The organism is Klebsiella sp. HC6 (genome assembly GCF_022605325.1).
In the GTDB taxonomy this organism is placed as follows: Bacteria; Pseudomonadota; Gammaproteobacteria; order Enterobacterales; family Enterobacteriaceae; genus Klebsiella; species Klebsiella terrigena.
In genome coordinates, this window is sequence record NZ_CP093276.1 from 4787602 (window position 1) to 4802898 (window position 15297).

13 protein-coding genes are annotated in these 15297 nt (G+C 56.7%); 4 read left to right on the top strand and 9 right to left on the bottom strand.

The features are described from left to right. Positions 1 to 4: 4 nt before the first annotated feature. The 4 genes from MMW58_RS23170 to MMW58_RS23185 all read right to left on the bottom strand — a co-directional run bounded on the left by MMW58_RS23170 (position 5) and on the right by MMW58_RS23185 (position 4958). Complete coding sequence (locus tag MMW58_RS23170; protein ID WP_241722186.1) at positions 5 to 667, bottom strand: HAD family hydrolase; 663 nt, start codon at positions 665 to 667, stop codon at positions 5 to 7. Between the two features lie 165 nt (positions 668 to 832). Next, entirely contained in the window at positions 833 to 2623 is a 1791-nt protein-coding gene (locus MMW58_RS23175; RefSeq protein ID WP_241722187.1) for an aryl-sulfate sulfotransferase, read from the bottom strand. Between the two features lie 11 nt (positions 2624 to 2634). Beyond that, a complete protein-coding gene (locus MMW58_RS23180; protein WP_133596300.1) occupies positions 2635 to 3393 on the bottom strand; it encodes an ABC transporter ATP-binding protein in 759 nt (252 codons plus the stop codon). Beyond that, positions 3390 to 4958: an ABC transporter permease gene (locus MMW58_RS23185; protein WP_241722188.1), complete on the bottom strand. Its 1569-nt coding sequence runs from the start codon at positions 4956 to 4958 to the stop codon at positions 3390 to 3392. The genes MMW58_RS23180 and MMW58_RS23185 overlap by 4 nt, the downstream gene beginning before the upstream one ends. Positions 4959 to 5181: 223 nt before the next feature. Here MMW58_RS23185 and MMW58_RS23190 point away from each other — a divergent pair, with 223 nt between their 5' ends. After that, positions 5182 to 6249, top strand: coding sequence for an ABC transporter substrate-binding protein (locus MMW58_RS23190; protein WP_241722189.1), 1068 nt, complete (start codon positions 5182 to 5184; stop codon positions 6247 to 6249). Here MMW58_RS23190 and MMW58_RS23195 read toward each other — a convergent pair. Next, positions 6246 to 7190 (bottom strand): LysR family transcriptional regulator, encoded by a 945-nt coding sequence (locus tag MMW58_RS23195; RefSeq protein ID WP_095094211.1) that lies wholly within the window; start codon positions 7188 to 7190, stop codon positions 6246 to 6248. The genes MMW58_RS23190 and MMW58_RS23195 overlap by 4 nt on opposite strands. A 326-nt stretch (positions 7191 to 7516) precedes the next feature. Here MMW58_RS23195 and MMW58_RS23200 point away from each other — a divergent pair, with 326 nt between their 5' ends. After that, positions 7517 to 8080 (top strand): C40 family peptidase, encoded by a 564-nt coding sequence (locus MMW58_RS23200; protein WP_241722190.1) that lies wholly within the window; start codon positions 7517 to 7519, stop codon positions 8078 to 8080. Between the two features lie 88 nt (positions 8081 to 8168). Here the strand turns inward: MMW58_RS23200 and phoE are convergent, their stop codons facing one another. Beyond that, positions 8169 to 9221, bottom strand: a complete 1053-nt coding sequence (phoE, locus tag MMW58_RS23205; RefSeq protein ID WP_133596292.1) for a phosphoporin PhoE — start codon at positions 9219 to 9221, stop codon at positions 8169 to 8171. Positions 9222 to 9509: 288 nt separating this feature from the next. On the opposite strand from phoE, the gene proB reads away from it, so the two are divergent. After that, positions 9510 to 10613, top strand: a complete 1104-nt coding sequence (gene proB / locus MMW58_RS23210) for a glutamate 5-kinase (RefSeq protein WP_041144214.1) — start codon at positions 9510 to 9512, stop codon at positions 10611 to 10613. A gap of 10 nt (positions 10614 to 10623) precedes the next feature. After that, positions 10624 to 11877 carry a glutamate-5-semialdehyde dehydrogenase gene (gene proA / locus MMW58_RS23215; protein ID WP_241722191.1) on the top strand — a complete coding sequence of 418 codons (1254 nt, stop codon included), beginning with the start codon at positions 10624 to 10626 and terminating at the stop codon, positions 11875 to 11877. Between the two features lie 51 nt (positions 11878 to 11928). On the opposite strand, the gene MMW58_RS23220 is transcribed toward proA, so the two are convergent. The 3 genes from MMW58_RS23220 to MMW58_RS23230 are packed head-to-tail and all read right to left on the bottom strand — an operon-like array spanning position 11929 to position 15282. Further along, positions 11929 to 13956 (bottom strand): hypothetical protein, encoded by a 2028-nt coding sequence (locus MMW58_RS23220; RefSeq protein WP_241722192.1) that lies wholly within the window; start codon positions 13954 to 13956, stop codon positions 11929 to 11931. Further along, positions 13949 to 14908, bottom strand: coding sequence for a glycosyltransferase family 2 protein (locus MMW58_RS23225; protein ID WP_241722193.1), 960 nt, complete (start codon positions 14906 to 14908; stop codon positions 13949 to 13951). The genes MMW58_RS23220 and MMW58_RS23225 overlap by 8 nt, the downstream gene beginning before the upstream one ends. Next, a complete protein-coding gene (locus MMW58_RS23230) occupies positions 14908 to 15282 on the bottom strand; it encodes a GtrA family protein (protein WP_241722194.1) in 375 nt (124 codons plus the stop codon). Before MMW58_RS23230 ends, MMW58_RS23225 begins: the two co-directional genes overlap by 1 nt. Between the last annotated feature and the right edge of the window lie 15 nt (positions 15283 to 15297).

The following is a 15297-nucleotide window of genomic DNA, read 5'->3' on the forward strand; positions in this document are numbered from 1 at the left end:
GAGATCAAAGCTGCCAGTGAAGCACCGGCCACCGGTGCTCCTCATTCGCCGCCGTCAGCTGCGGGCAAGGGTTGACCAGCCGCACGCGGTCGGCGTGCAGGCACAGCGGCAGATCGTTAATTGAATCGGTATAAAACGTCACCTCTCCGGCGAATTGCGGGTAGGCCTGCCGCCACTCAGCCAGCCGAATCACCTTCCCATGCTGATAGCTCGGCGTCCCGGCAATCACGCCGGTATAGCCGCCATCAGCCATCTCTACGTCAATGCCTAACGCCTGCTCGATGCCCAGCTCATCGGACACCGCCTGCACCAGCAGGCTGACCGAGGCCGAGATCACCAGCATCTGTTCGCCGCGCGCCCGCAGCGTGCGGATAACCTCCCACGCCTGCGGGTAGACGCGGGGCAGGATCTCCTCGCGCACGCAGCGGGCGACCAGGCCGTCGACTTCCGCCTGCGGGACGCCAATCAGCGGCGCCTGGATCAGCGCCACGTAATCGGCGATATTCATCTCACCGCGATCGTAATCCTCCATCAGCATCGCTTCTCGCGCCAGATAGTCCGGGTCGCCGGTCCATCCTTCCCTCACCAGAAAACGGCTCCATACCGTACTGCTGTCACCCTTAATCAAGGTGTTATCCAGATCGAAGATCGTGAGAGTTTTGGACATCGTTAATTTTCCCTAATCAGTAAACAGGCTCGCCAGAGCATGCTTAAGAAAGATGACAGCAGAATGATCCGCCCAGCCTGTCCGCCGTCACGCCACCGCCTCAAGGTAGCAAACGAAATATCCGCCCATCAACCCGGGCCGGCATAAAGCCAGCCCGCAGCGGCTCTACGACGCCAGCGCGCCCTTCAGCCAGGCCAGCAGATTTTCAACCGACAGTTGCGCGGGCGCCCGCGCCGTCGGCTGCCCCCGCTCGATCAGCAGCAGCGTCGGCAGACCGCGAACCCCGAGGGTCGTCGCCAGATCCTGGTGGCGATCGGCATCGAGATAGCGCCGGTTCAGCGCCGCGATCCGTTGCGCAACCTTTTCCTGCGCCAGCAGCTGCCAGAGTTTACGGCAGTGCACGCAGCGCTCAGCGCCGACAAACAGCAGTATTGGCCGCTCGCTTTCCAGCTCCTCCGCCGCGCTCAGCGGAGTGAAGGCGCTTTCCGCCACCCGGAACAGCTTCGGGCTGCGGCGCAGGGTATCGTTGTCGGTCGCCACGCACAGCGCATCGGCGCTTTTGCTGTACGGCTGCACTCCCGCGACCCGCACCACGCTCTGCGCCGGGCCCGCGGCCGCCGCGCCGGGCTGGCGTAACGTCCGCACGTCCACCGCCGCGATCGGCGTCTCCTGCGGCTGCGCCAGCTGCGGTATCCAGGCGTAGGGGATGCGGTAGGCGCGGTAGACCATATTGTTATTCAGCGTCTTGCCCCAGAACGGTGAAATATATTCCCAGACGATCTCATGGTCGCGGGTCACTTCAAAAACGCGCCCGTTCGAGCCTTCGTTAATCAAGGTATTGCCGTTTTCCAGACGCTGCATATTGCTGATATAGGGGCTGTAGAAGCGGTACGAGTCGGTCGGCTGCGGAAGATCCGCTTCATAGGGCGAGTAGCGCCACTCGATATCAAGGGTCAGCGGATTGATCTCAAGGATCCGCGAGTAATCGCGCCAGGCGTTTTTCACCCCATCCGCCGACGCCGGGTTTGGCGCGCCGTATCCGGCCCAGCCGCCGTTATCGAAGATGAGGATATTGCCCGCGCCCGGCAGCCCGTGGGGGATCATATGGGCGTGATGCTGGCCGATAATCCAGCCGATGTGCTTGAGCTCCGGCTTACTGTAGTCCGGGCCAAGCTGCCAGACGATGCGACCGCTCTGCTTATCAATGATGGCGATAATGTTGGATTCGCGAGCGTCCCAGATAATATTGTCGGGATGGAAGCGCCGATCCCCGGCGTCATACCACCTATTCGGCCCCAGCGCCGACATCGAGTTGATATGCATCCAGTCGCCCATTCCGCCGCCGCTGGCGCGCATATTGGGGTTGTTGTACAGCGCGGTGCGCGCCGCATCGTCGAAGCCAAGCTCGTGGAAATGGTCGCTGCAGCGCCACTCCCAGACCACGTTGCCCTGCCAGTCGACTTCAATAATCGTGTCATCCAGCAGCAGCTTGTCGGAGATGTCGGCATTCACCAGATTGGTGTGAGCGAGGATCAGCGTATTTCCCCCCTCCACCTGCGGCTCCAGCCCCGGCGCGTAGTAGCCTACCGGGTTGCCGGCGCGCTGGTAATCATGATGCGCGCGCGCCATCCAGCGCGTTTCATTGCCGGGATCGCTGACCCGTTCGTAGCGATCGAACTTCCAGGTCACGTTACCCTCCCAGTCCACCTGGATCAGGTCGAGCATATCCTGCATACCGTAGCGCGGATCGCGCTCGCCGCTGTGGCCGAGTATCGCGCCGCCGGGCAGGATTTTATTGGGAAATCCGTGCAGTTCAGGCCATTCGCGTACCACCTGACCGTTCATATCCACCAGCACCGCGCCGCGCTCGGTGGCCTGGAAAAGGGTGTAGCCGCTCCAGGCACGCGCGGGATCGTAAACGGTGGCGCCGGTCGGGTAAATGGAAGGATGTCCCATGGTGTTGCTCCTTAAATAACGGTATCAGGCAGAGAAGTAATCAGATTGCGGATCTGGCGGCAGGCGGCGGTAAAAGAGGCCTCTTCGCGCCGGCGCGGATGGGGGAGCTCAAGGCTCACCACTTCGCGTATCCGTCCCGGGCGCGGCGACAGTACCACCACCCGGTCGGCCAGCGCGACCGCCTCTTCCACATCGTGGGTCACCAGCAGCGTGGTGGTTCCCGCGCTCCGGTGGATCTGCAGCAGCTCCTGCTGCAGGGTATGGCGCGTCAGGGCATCCAGCGCGCCGAAAGGTTCATCCAGCATCAGAATTTGCGGGCGGCCGACGAGGCCGCGGGCGATCGCCACCCGCTGCGCCATGCCGCCCGAGAGCTGGGCGGGCAGCGCGCTGGCAAACTCGGTGAGCTGGACGCGCTCCAGCATTTCCAGCGCCCGCTGGCGTTTCGCCGTCCGGCTCAGCGGCTCATCCGCCAGGCCGAGCATCACGTTGTCGATAACGTTAAGCCACGGAAACAGGCGCGGCTCCTGAAACACGATGCCGCGCTCTTTGCCGACGCCGGTCACCGGCTCGCCGTGGATGCGAATCTCACCCTGGGTCGCGGATTCGAGGCCGACCAGCATCCGCAGCAGCGTTGATTTACCGCAGCCGCTGCTGCCTACCAGCGCCACCAGCTCGCCGGCGGCGATATCCAGGCTGAAGTTCTGTAGCGCCGTCACCTGCTGCCAGGATTTACGGACGCGGTCAAAAGAGACCAGGGGTGAAGTGGTCATAGCGACTCCTGTTGGCGCCAGCGGGTGGCGCGAATTTCCAGTAAACGTCCGGCTTTATCCAGCGCAGCGCCGGTGACGCCGATCAGCACCATGCCGCAGAGAATGGTCGGCATATCCAGCAGCTGCTGGGCATTGATCATCAGGCTGCCGATACCCACGCCGGAGGACATGAAATACTCTGCGCCGATATTGCCAAGCCAGGCGTAAATCAGCGCCAGGCGCAGGCCGGCAAACATACCCGCGGCGGCGCCGGGGAGGATCAGCCTGCGCAGGCGCGTCAGGCCGCTCAGGCGCAGCACCCTGGCAACCTCATCCAGCTGCGGGCTGCGCTGAAGAACGGCCTGCAGGGTGCTGAAGAACATCGGAAAAAAGGAGGCCAGGGCGATGAACACGATTTTGCCGCCGTTATCGTTGCCGACCCACGCGGTCAGCAGCGGTAGCCAGGCAAACAGGGCGATATGGCGCAGGACGTTAAGCGTCGGGGTAAAGATCGCTCCGGCGCGCGGGCGCAGCGCCAGCAGCAGTCCGCAGAGCAGCCCGCCGGCGATACCCAGCGCGCCGCCGGCAAACGCCCGTCCCAGGCTTGCGAGCATCGCCGCAGCCAGCTCGCCGCTGGCCGCTCCCTGAATAAAGCGCTCGGCCACCGCCAGCGGCGACGAGAAAAGTACGCTATCGATCCAGCCCTGCCCGCTGGCCAGCTGCCATAGCGCCAGCAGCACCAGCGGCAGCTGTAACGCCCGCCAGCTGGCCTGCGGTTTCCAGGCCAGGCGCCCGGTGGCCGGCTGCGGCCAGAACACCAGCCGGGAGCAGGCCCGGTTGGCCGCCCACTCCATCGCCATGCCGCTGAGGCCCACCGCCGCGATGGTGACGAAGACGATATCCAGCTGAAACAGCTGGCGCCCCCAGACCATCAGGTAGCCAATCCCTTCGGAAGAGGCCAGCAGCTCAACGACGATCAGCGATACCCAGGCCTGCGAAAGCGCCAGCCGCAGGCCGGTAAACCAGCCCGGCAGGCTCGCCGGGATCACCAGCCAGCGCAGCCGCTGCCAGCGGGAGAAGTTCATGACCCTTGCCGCTTCGCTCAGCGTCAGCGGTACGCCGCTGACCGCCTGCTGGGTATTGATGGTCATCGGCACCACGGTGGTTTTGACGATAACCGCCAGCTTGAGGCCGTTATCAATGCCGAAGATCACCATAAACAGCGGGATCCAGCCCAGCGTCGGAATTTGCGCCAGGGCGTAAAACAGCGGCTCGATCCGCTGGGCGGCAGACGGAACCAGGCCGAACAGCGCCCCGAGCAGCGTTCCGGCCACGGCTCCCAGCAGCAGGCCCAGCGCCAGATGCCGGAGGCTGAATCCCCACTGCGCCAGCAGATCGCCGCTCAGCAGCGACAGCGCGGTATCGGCAACGACCGACGGCGCGGGCAGGATCTGCTCCGCCATCCAGCCTTCGCGGGCGGCGACGTACCACAGCAGCAGCAGCAGCGCGGGCAGCAGCCACGGCCAACCGTTTAGCCTGAACTGCGGCCTGCCCGGTGCGCCTGTTTTTAAGATCATCTGCGACATATCGGTCCACTTTTGCTGAAGTTATAGCGCTATAAAAACGTTCCTTGCGCCCTGCCGCCATTGCGTTAGACGAATAATCCCGATGCAGCGAATGCATTTCAGCCTGCCGGGCACGCGGCCCCTGGCTTAGCTTTTTTTCAGCTTTGCTCTGCGCATAAAAGCATTTAACACCCGGCCCTTCGGCTCTTTAGGGTGAGAAAAAAACTCAGAGGAGCAATAACTTATGATGAAAGTATTTTTTAGCCGCACCCTGCTGGCGCTGGTCGCCGCCGTGGGCCTGCTGGCCGGCGCGCAGGGCGAGGAGCTGCGCACGATCCGCATCGGCGTGCCGGATCAAAGCGCGGGCAGCAAGCCGTTTATCGAAGGGCCCGTCGGCATGGCGTTTATCCGCCATCAGCTGGAAGAGGTGTTTAAGCCGCAGGGCGTGGAGGTGCAGTGGCAGTTTTTCAAAGGCGCGGGCCCGGCGGTAAATGAGGCGCTGGCCAACCGGCAGCTTGATTTTGTCTACCTCGGCGACCTGGCGGCGATTATCGGCAAAGCCAACGGGCTCCCGACGCGCCTGCTGCTGGGCAGCCGCGGCTCCGAATCTTACCTCGCGGCAACCACCGCCTCGGGAATTAAAAATCTCGCCGACCTGAAGGGGAAACGGGTGGCCGTCTATCGCGGTACGGCGGATCAGCTGGCCTTCGATCGCGCCTTACAAACCGTCGGTCTTAACGAACGCAGCATGCAGGTGATTAACCTCGACTGGAACGCCGGCAAAGCCGCGCTGGCGGCCGGTCGCGTCGATGCGGTGTGGGGCGGCGTCTCGCTGCTGGCGCTGCGCGGAGATAAGATAGAGGTGGTGGTGAAAAGCGGCGATTCCGGCCGTCAGAACACCACTCAAGCCGGCTTCCTCGGGACGCAAACCTTTATTGCGGCCTGGCCGCAGGCCACCCAGCAGATTATCGACGTGCTGGTGAAGAACGCTGCTGAAATCAGCGACCCGGCCAACCGGGACGCCTGGTCGGCAGAGATGGCGCAGCAGAGCCAGATCCCGCAGGCGCTGTTCCTGGAGGAGCTGCAGCCGCAGGATCTTAACTTCACCACCTCCCCGCGCATCGACCCGTTCCTCACCGACAGCTTCAGCAGCAGCGTCGGGCAGGCGCAATCCGGCCGCCTGATCCGTAGCGCTTTTGACGTCGGCCAGTGGGCGGATGGACAGTTTGTCGAACGGGCGCTAAAAACGCAGGGCCTGGAAAAGCGCTGGCCGCAGTACGATGCCAAAGGCCAGCCGGCAAACGGCGGTTAGCCCCTCTCCTCCCGATCCAGGAGCTGCAGCTGATGCAGACGGTCGGCGTGCAGGATAACCTCTATCAGCTTTGCCACCAGCGGCGGCTGCGCGGCGTGAACCGGGGAGATAATCGCAAACCGGGTCTGCATCAGCCGCCACTCGTCCGGCAGGTCGCTTAGCTCGAGCTTGACCAGCCGGTGGCTGTGCTGGCAAAGCGCGAAGCCGTCTTCGCTGGCGAAGCTTATCGCATCGGTATGCGCCAGGGTTGAGAGCAGCGCGTAGATATGGTCGCACTGAATCGCCGGGGCAAAGTCCTGCTGCTGGCTGAGGGTCGCCAGCACTTTGCGCACTCCGGGCGGCAAGTACGGCGCGGCAAAAGGATAGCGCAGCATCTCCTGGATAGAGACCGGCCCCCGCTTTGCCAGCGGATGGTCGGCGTGGCAGACGAAGAAGCAGCGCTGCGGGCTGAGCGGCTGGACCCGCAGCTGCGGGTCCAGTTCGGCCTGCCAGCTGTCGGCCACCACAAAAGGATAGTGCTGGGTGGTGAGCGCATGATGCAGGGCAAACCAGTTATCAATTTGAAAGCGCACCCGCGCCTGCGGCAGCAGACGGTGAAACTCACCCACGGCGGCCGGGATCAGCCGCGCGGAGGGCGCCGGGCCGCAGCCAAACGCGACCTCGCCGTTTTGCGCATCATCCGCCTCCCGCAGCTGGCTGCTGAGCTCGACGTTCAGCTCCTGAAACCGCCGGGCGTACGGCAGCAGCTTTTGCCCGTGCAGCGTAAGCGTCGGCAGCCTGCTCTGGCGGTCGAATAACGGATGGCCGACGCTCTGTTCGAGCGCCTGAATGCTGCGGCTGAAGGCCGATTGCGACAGGCACACCGCCTCCGCCGCACGATTAAAGGTGCCGTACTCAACCAACGCCACAAAGTTGCGCAGTTGGCGAAAATCCAGATGCATAGACCCGCCCCGTTCTCTCTTTTATGCCACAAAAGTACTGGAGGGCGGGCCAGCGGCGCAATGCCGGGATGATGAGGATCTTTCACCTTGTCGTTAGCCGCAATCCTCGCACCCGCAAAGTTTCCGTGAAATATTGTTTAATAGTGAAATTATTTATTAATAAATGAGATTGAAATGTTAACGCTAATATTCCCTGCGCCGCCGGCATGACAAATTATGCATGCGCCTAACGTAAGGTTTCGTAAAAATCATCTCATCCCATTCTGGCAATATGGTGAATACGCTATAAATAATTCCGTTCTATAGCTCACTATGAAAATAATGATATGACGCCAAAGCTTGTGCACGCCTTATTATTTGTTCCTTTTTTGATTTTGGCAGGATGTTCATCCCCGGCTAAGCACCCGAAAACCGCGGCCCACCATGAATATGCGCCTATCGACGGCGGTTCAGATGACCTGATCCCGGTCATCGCCGCGCTGCACGATCAGATGCATACCTGGCACGGAACGCCCTATGAATGGGGCGGCACCGATCAAAGCGGAGTCGACTGTTCCGGCTTCGTCTGGCGCACGCTGAAGGATCGCTTCAACCTGCCGATGGACAGGGTCACGACCAAAGAGCTGCTGCGGATGGGCGAGCGGGTCAAGCCTCAGCAGCTGCGCCCCGGAGACCTGGTGTTCTTCCGCATTAACGGCGGCATGCACGTCGGCTTCTACGACACCAACCACGATTTTCTCCACGCCTCGGCCAGCCAGGGCGTAATGCGCTCCTCGCTGGACAATCCGTACTGGAAGTCGGCTTTCTATCAGGCGCGCCGCCTGCCGAAAGAGTATAACGCTCAGATAACGATGAACGACGATCGCCAACACCTGGCTAAAAACCGCTAATGCCGAATAAGAAAAAGCCGCTGCACAAAACGCAGCGGCTTTTTTTACCCTCTACCCGGCAGCGCTTGCTGGCCGGGCGTCAGGATAATCAGAACTGATAGGTCATGCCCACGGCAACGATGTCGTCGTCGCTAAGACCCAGCTTGTTATCGCTCTTCAGCTGGTTGATTTTATAATCAACGAAGGCGTTCATGTTTTTGTTGAAGTAGTAGGTCAGGCCGACGTCGATATAGTTGACCAGGTCTTCGCTACCTACGCCTTCGATATCCTTACCTTTTGACAGCACGTAGCCCAGAGACGGACGCAGGCCGAAGTCGAACTGGTACTGTGCCACCGCTTCAAAGTTCTGCGCTTTCGTCGCAAAACCGCCGCTGATCGGGGTCATTTTGCGGGTTTCAGAATACATGGTTGCCAGGTAGATATTGTTGGCGTCATATTTCAGGCCGGTAGCCCAGGCTTCCGCTTTTTTACCCACGCCGCGTGCCAGCTGGTTCTGGGCATCGGTACGGTCAGAGCTGGTGTAGGCTGCGCTGATGGCGAAATCGCTGCCGCCGAAGTCATAGCTTAAAGACGTACCGAAGCCGTCGCCGTTCTGTTTTTTAGCGTCACGGTTTTCGTTTTTACCCTGGTACTGGAGGGTCAGATCCAGGCCATCAACCACGCCGAAGAAGTCGGTATTGCGGTAGGTTGCCAGGCCGCTGGAGCGCTTGGTCATAAAGTTGTCGGTTTGCGCGGAAGAGTCGCCGCCGAATTCAGGGAACATATCGGTCCAGGCTTCAACATCGTACAGCGCGCCGAGGTTACGGCCGTAGTCGAAGGAGCCGAAGTCCTTCAGTTTTACGCCAGCGAACGCCAGACGAGTCTTCTGGGAAGAGTCGCTTTCGGTTTTGTTGCCGGAGAATTCGGACTCCCAGCGACCGTAGCCGGTCAGCTGATCGTTAATCTGGGTTTCGCCTTTGATGCCGAAACGAACGTAGGTCTGGTCGCCGTCCTTGCTGTCATCATCGCTTAAATAGTGCATCGCTCTGACTTTGCCGTACACGTCCAGCTTATTGCCGTTTTTGTTAAAAACTTCGGCTGCCTGGGTAGCCGAAGCAGCAATAAGACCCATCATCATTAATGCCAGTGAGCTCTTTTTCATTATTCAGTCCTGGTGATTTATTTATACGCGCTAATCAATTCCGGGCGAAGGCCCCGTGAAAACAGGAGGTTTTTTAACGCTCCAGTATTAAAAATTTATGACAATGTGGAACTTTTTATAAAAAAGGGTATTTAAATGTTTCCATCATAAAATTGTCATCTTCCCTCTCCAGAATGCCCGATCCCGCGCAATAAAACGGCGCGCTAAAAACGCCGCGGTTGGCAAGCGGCCTGAGTCCTGTTACAACATCACCTCGATATCGATATTCCTTTTGAACGGCAGAGAATCATGAGTGATAGCCAGACGCTGGTGGTAAAACTGGGCACCAGTGTTTTAACGGGCGGATCCCGCCGCCTGAACCGCGCCCATATCGTCGAATTAGTGCGCCAGTGCGCGCAGCTGCACGCCATGGGCCACCGCATTGTTATTGTGACCTCCGGGGCCATCGCCGCCGGTCGTGAGCACCTCGGCTACCCGGAACTTCCCGCGACGATTGCGTCGAAACAGCTGCTGGCGGCGGTAGGACAGAGCCGTCTGATCCAGCTGTGGGAACAGCTGTTTTCCATTTACGGTATCCACGTTGGCCAGATGCTGCTGACCCGCGCGGATATGGAAGACCGCGAGCGTTTCCTTAACGCCCGCGATACCCTGCGCGCCCTGCTGGATAACAACATCGTGCCGGTCATTAATGAAAATGACGCCGTGGCCACCGCCGAGATTAAAGTCGGCGATAACGATAATCTTTCGGCGCTGGCCGCTATTCTTGCCGGCGCAGATAAGCTGCTGCTGCTGACCGATCAGCAGGGCCTGTTCACCGCCGACCCGCGCAATAATCCGCAGGCCGAGCTCATTACGGACGTGCACGGTATTGACGACGCCCTGCGCGCAATTGCCGGCGACAGCGTTTCCGGACTCGGCACCGGCGGGATGGGCACCAAGCTGCAGGCCGCCGACGTCGCCTGCCGTGCGGGAATTGATACCATCATTGCCGCAGGCAGCCGGCCTGGGGTGATTGGCGACGTGATGCAGGGCGTATCGGTCGGTACGCGTTTCCACGCGCAGGAATCCCCGCTGGAGAACCGCAAGCGCTGGATTTTCGGCGCCCCACCGGCGGGAGAACTCACCGTCGATGCCGGTGCGGTGCAGGCGATTCTGGAACGAGGCAGCTCGCTGCTGCCGAAAGGCATCAAAGTCGTGACCGGCAACTTCTCGCGCGGCGAAGTTATCCGCATCCGCAATAGCGACGGCCGCGATATTGCTCACGGCGTCAGCCGCTACAACAGCGATGCGCTGCGCCTGATTGCCGGCCAGCACTCGCAGCAGATTGATGCGATCCTCGGCTATGAATATGGCCCGGTCGCCGTCCATCGTGACGATATGATAATCCGTTAAGGAGCTGAAAATGCTGGAACAAATGGGCATAGCTGCCAAGGCGGCCTCTTACAAACTCGCGCTGCTTTCCAGCCGCGAAAAGAACCGGGTGCTGGAGAAGATTGCCGACTATCTGCAGGCCGAGACCGAGATAATTCTGCGGGCTAACGCCGAGGATCTGGCGGAAGCTCGCGCCAACGGCCTGAGCGAAGCCATGCTCGATCGCCTGGCGCTCACTCCGGCGCGCCTCGATGGGATAGCCAACGACGTTCGCCAGGTGTGCAGCCTGGCCGATCCGGTGGGACAGGTCATTGACGGCGGGCTGCTCGACAGCGGCCTGCGCATTGAACGCCGTCGCGTTCCGCTGGGCGTTATCGGCGTAATCTACGAAGCGCGGCCAAACGTCACCGTTGACGTCGCCTCTCTGTGCCTGAAAACCGGCAACGCGGCGATCCTGCGCGGCGGGAAAGAGACCTGGCGCACCAACGCCGCGACGGTGAAGGTTATCCAGCTGGCGCTGGAAGAGTGCGGCCTGCCGGCCGCGGCGGTCCAGGCGATTGAGAGCCCGGACCGGGCGCTGGTCGGCGAGCTGCTGAAGATGGATAAATATATCGATATGCTGATCCCTCGCGGCGGCGCGGGCCTGCACAAGCTGTGCCGCGAGCAGTCAACGATCCCGGTGATCACCGGCGGTATTGGCGTGTGTCATATCTTTGTTGATGAGTCCGCCGAGATTGAGCCGGCGCTGAAGATCCTCGTCAACGCTAAAACCCAGCGTCCGAGCACCTGTAACACCGTTGAGACTCTGCTGGTGCATGAGAACATCGCCGGGCGTTTCCTGCCCGCGCTGAGCAAGCAGATGGCGGAAAGCGGCGTGACGCTGCACGCTGACGCGCGATCGCTGCCGGTACTGCAGGACGGCCCGGCGAGCGTAGAGCCGGTGAAGGCCGAGCAGTACGACGACGAGTTTCTGTCGCTGGATCTGAACGTCAAAGTCGTTGCCGACCTCGACGACGCCATCGCGCATATCCGCCAGCACGGTACCCAGCACTCGGATGCCATCCTCACCCGCACCCTGAGCCACGCAAATCGTTTTATCAACGAGGTGGACTCTTCTGCGGTGTACGTTAATGCCTCCACCCGCTTTACCGACGGCGGCCAGTTTGGTCTCGGCGCGGAGGTGGCGGTCAGCACCCAGAAGCTGCACGCGCGCGGCCCGATGGGGCTTGAAGCGTTGACGACCTATAAGTGGATTGGTTTCGGCGACGATACTATTCGTGCTTAAAGCCGACATCTGTCGTTATTATGAAATGGGGGCGATTGCCCCCATTTTTATTTACTGGCTAATATCCAGGCTATCGCAGGCCGAAGAGCCATTATTATCAATAATCAAGGTAATATTTTTATTGTGAAAATCACGCATATCGAAAACCACGCTTTCTTCTGTGGCAATGTGCTTTTCTACACTATGCGTCACATCCTTGATAAGCACTTTCACACCATCGGTTTGCCCGCAGCTTTTATTGACCGAAGTAAAGCGTAAGGTGTCATATTCGCCAACAAACATCCGGACTACGGTCGGGGTAGTGGCTCCTGGATGGGCGTAGATTTTACCTTCACTATACATGCTAAACTGGCCCCAGACGTCGCCCTTTTCCACCGAAGCAGTCAGGTAACTCTCCGTAATGTTGTCTTCATACTCCGCTTTCCACGACGGGTAGGAGCGGGATAATTCATCAATCATGTTTCTGTATTCATCGACAGTATATGGTCTATTTTTTTCATATACGTACGCCCGAACGTCACCGCTCAATATAAATGGATGACTCACCCTTGTATAAGCAGAACCGATCCCTTTACCTTCTAAAATAAGATTATTTGGCAGATAAATAACCTGCTGCCCGTTGTTGCCAAGGTGCGTTTGAGCAGGATCGGTTACGATGGCAAAGCGCGAGTTAAAAGCATCCACAGCCAACTTATCGCGCAAATCCACCTGTGATACCGCAGCGATGTGCGAGGCAAAAGCAAGCGGTGAGATTGCCGAGAACAGGTCATTATTAAGCGAACCGCTGGAAGCAAAAACGGTAACTTTATCATCTGACTCAGCGCGATCGTTTATAAAGCTGATGAGTTCATGGTAGTGATTAAAATTATCCAGCCGTAGCGGGTATTCTTTACCAGGAAGATATTGGCTAACCAAAACAGGTTGACCGAATGGTCTTGAATAGGTACTCACGAAGATCGCAATCGTCAATAATGAGAATACGACAGTCAGAGAGGTTGCCCATCCTTTTTTTAACTTATCAAAACCTAGCTTTAAAGCCGCCAGCACGAGTATCGCTAACCAAAAACAGAACGGCATTCCATGCTGCATCCCCGGCGTTTGTGTCCGGGTAAAAATAATGTAGGTGATAACGAAGTTTGCCAGCGCAAACGCGCAAACAACTTTTAACCGGTAGGATGTGCCGAATAAAACGTAGATAACACCCAACGCAACCAGCGGCACCAAATACAATCCAGCATAACCTATAGTTATATAAAACGTTGCTTCCTCTGTTGCCTTATATGCTGAATAAATATCAGAATAATTTGTTGTCAGTATCCTTTTAACCAGTTCAAATTGGAAAAAATAAACTGCAATAATAACCACCAGGCCCGAAACAGCAAAGAAAGAAAAATATTTAAACACCCTCTCTTTACTAAACTTCGCATCAGCACCAAATAAGAAGGTATTCAAAAATGGCAAAGTAATAAACAGCGAAACTACGCTGTATGCATACCATCGCCTTAAGGCAAAGGGTAACCATAATAATATCCCCAACGCCACAGCAAGCAGGACAAATCTAACTCCACGGTATTTTATAACATTTACATTAGAAAGAATCCAGCAACAAAGCGATAACGGAATCATTCCTACGACATCAGGATATCCGCGCAATGTTGGGGTGATAAAAGGTATAAAGCTGGCAAAAAAAACAAAGACATAAATTCGGTATTTTTTATCAATCCCTGCAGCATCCGTAAACAGACGCATCGCGATATAAGCGAATGGCAACAGATAAAGAATGTATACGCCTAAAATATATGCTTCCCGGTTCCCAATTGGCAGATAGTTAAATGGAATCAAAGCAATAATTGGTAAGGAGTTGTAATCTGCAGAGTATACCGAGGATGCTATGCTACCAATCCATTGCCTGAAAGAGTTTTGCAGTAGTACCGTGTACTCATTCCACACTACCCAATAAAAGCGCGAATCCCACGTATAGGCCTGATTCTCACTTGCCACAAATGAGTAACAAAATGCTGATAATATAGCTATAGAAGCTATAAAAATCATCACTCTGGGAATTTTTTGCCTATTCATTATCAACCTTCTGCTGCGTTGTTTTTTCGATAAAATATTTAGGTCGACCTTTCGATTCCATATAGATTTTACCTACATATTCACCAATAATACCTAACGATAGCATCTGTACTCCCCCAAGGAAGAAAATGGCTATCATAACCGAGGTCCAGCCTTCAACGGTATTTCCCGTAAATTTCTCGAATAGTGCGTAAAGAGCTGCGCATGCTGAAAGGATGCTGATCGCAAAACCTAATACCGCGATGATTCGTAATGGCGTAATAGTCAGCGAGGTAATCCCTTCAATTGCCAGAGCAATCATTTTTTTCAATGGATACTTAGATTCACCGGCCACACGTACGGTTCTGGAATACGCGACCTGCGTTGAGCGATAGCCGATAAGCGGAACCAACCCACGCAGGTATAAATTTTGCTCTTTAAAGCTCAGCAGCGCTTTTTTTGCCCGGTTGCTTAACAACCTGAAATCAGCATGCTGAGGAACCTGCTGGACTCCCATCCATTTCATGCAGCCATAAAAGAGGCTGGCAGTTTTTCTTTTAAACGGTGAGTCTGAAGTGCGGTCATTACGTACGCCATATACAATCTCATTACCGTTAAGGTATTCTTTTACCATTAGTGCAATAACAGCAGTATCATCCTGGAGATCGGCATCAATACTCACGGTGATATCCGCTTCGGCGGCCTCGAGACCGGCAAGCAACGCAATCTGATGGCCACGGTTTCTTGAAAGCTTAACGCCTCTGACCATAGATAAATCCATCGATGCTTGCGCAATCAGCTGCCACGTTGAATCACGGCTTCCATCGTCAACAAATAGTATATAACTATCTTCTGCAATCAGCGTTGCCGATATTAGCTCCGCAATAACACCTCGCAGCACCGACAGACATTGGCTGAATACGGCTTCCTCGTTGTAACATGGCACGACAATAGCCAACTTTGGTTGTTTCATTATTTCATCACCCAGAGTTTATTAATTAAATAACCAGAAATTGTGTAAACGATCATGCCGCATAATTGAGCCATGTAAATAAAATCAGAAAATATTATCAAAAATATTTTGACCGTTATAATATTGGCTACCCAGCACACTGCACAAGACGCCAGAAATTTTATAAAACGCTTACCGGTCAAAGTCGTTGAAAAAGTGAACAACGAATTTACAACAAAGCTAAAAAGAACACCCACCACATACCCAAAAGCATTTGATATGTATATCCCTACTCCAGAAGACATTAACAAAAATATCACAACTGCAGTTATTGCTGTATTTAACAACCCCACCATCACATATTTCAAAGCAGGATTAGAAAGTAAATTTTTCACTACATCACCATGTTA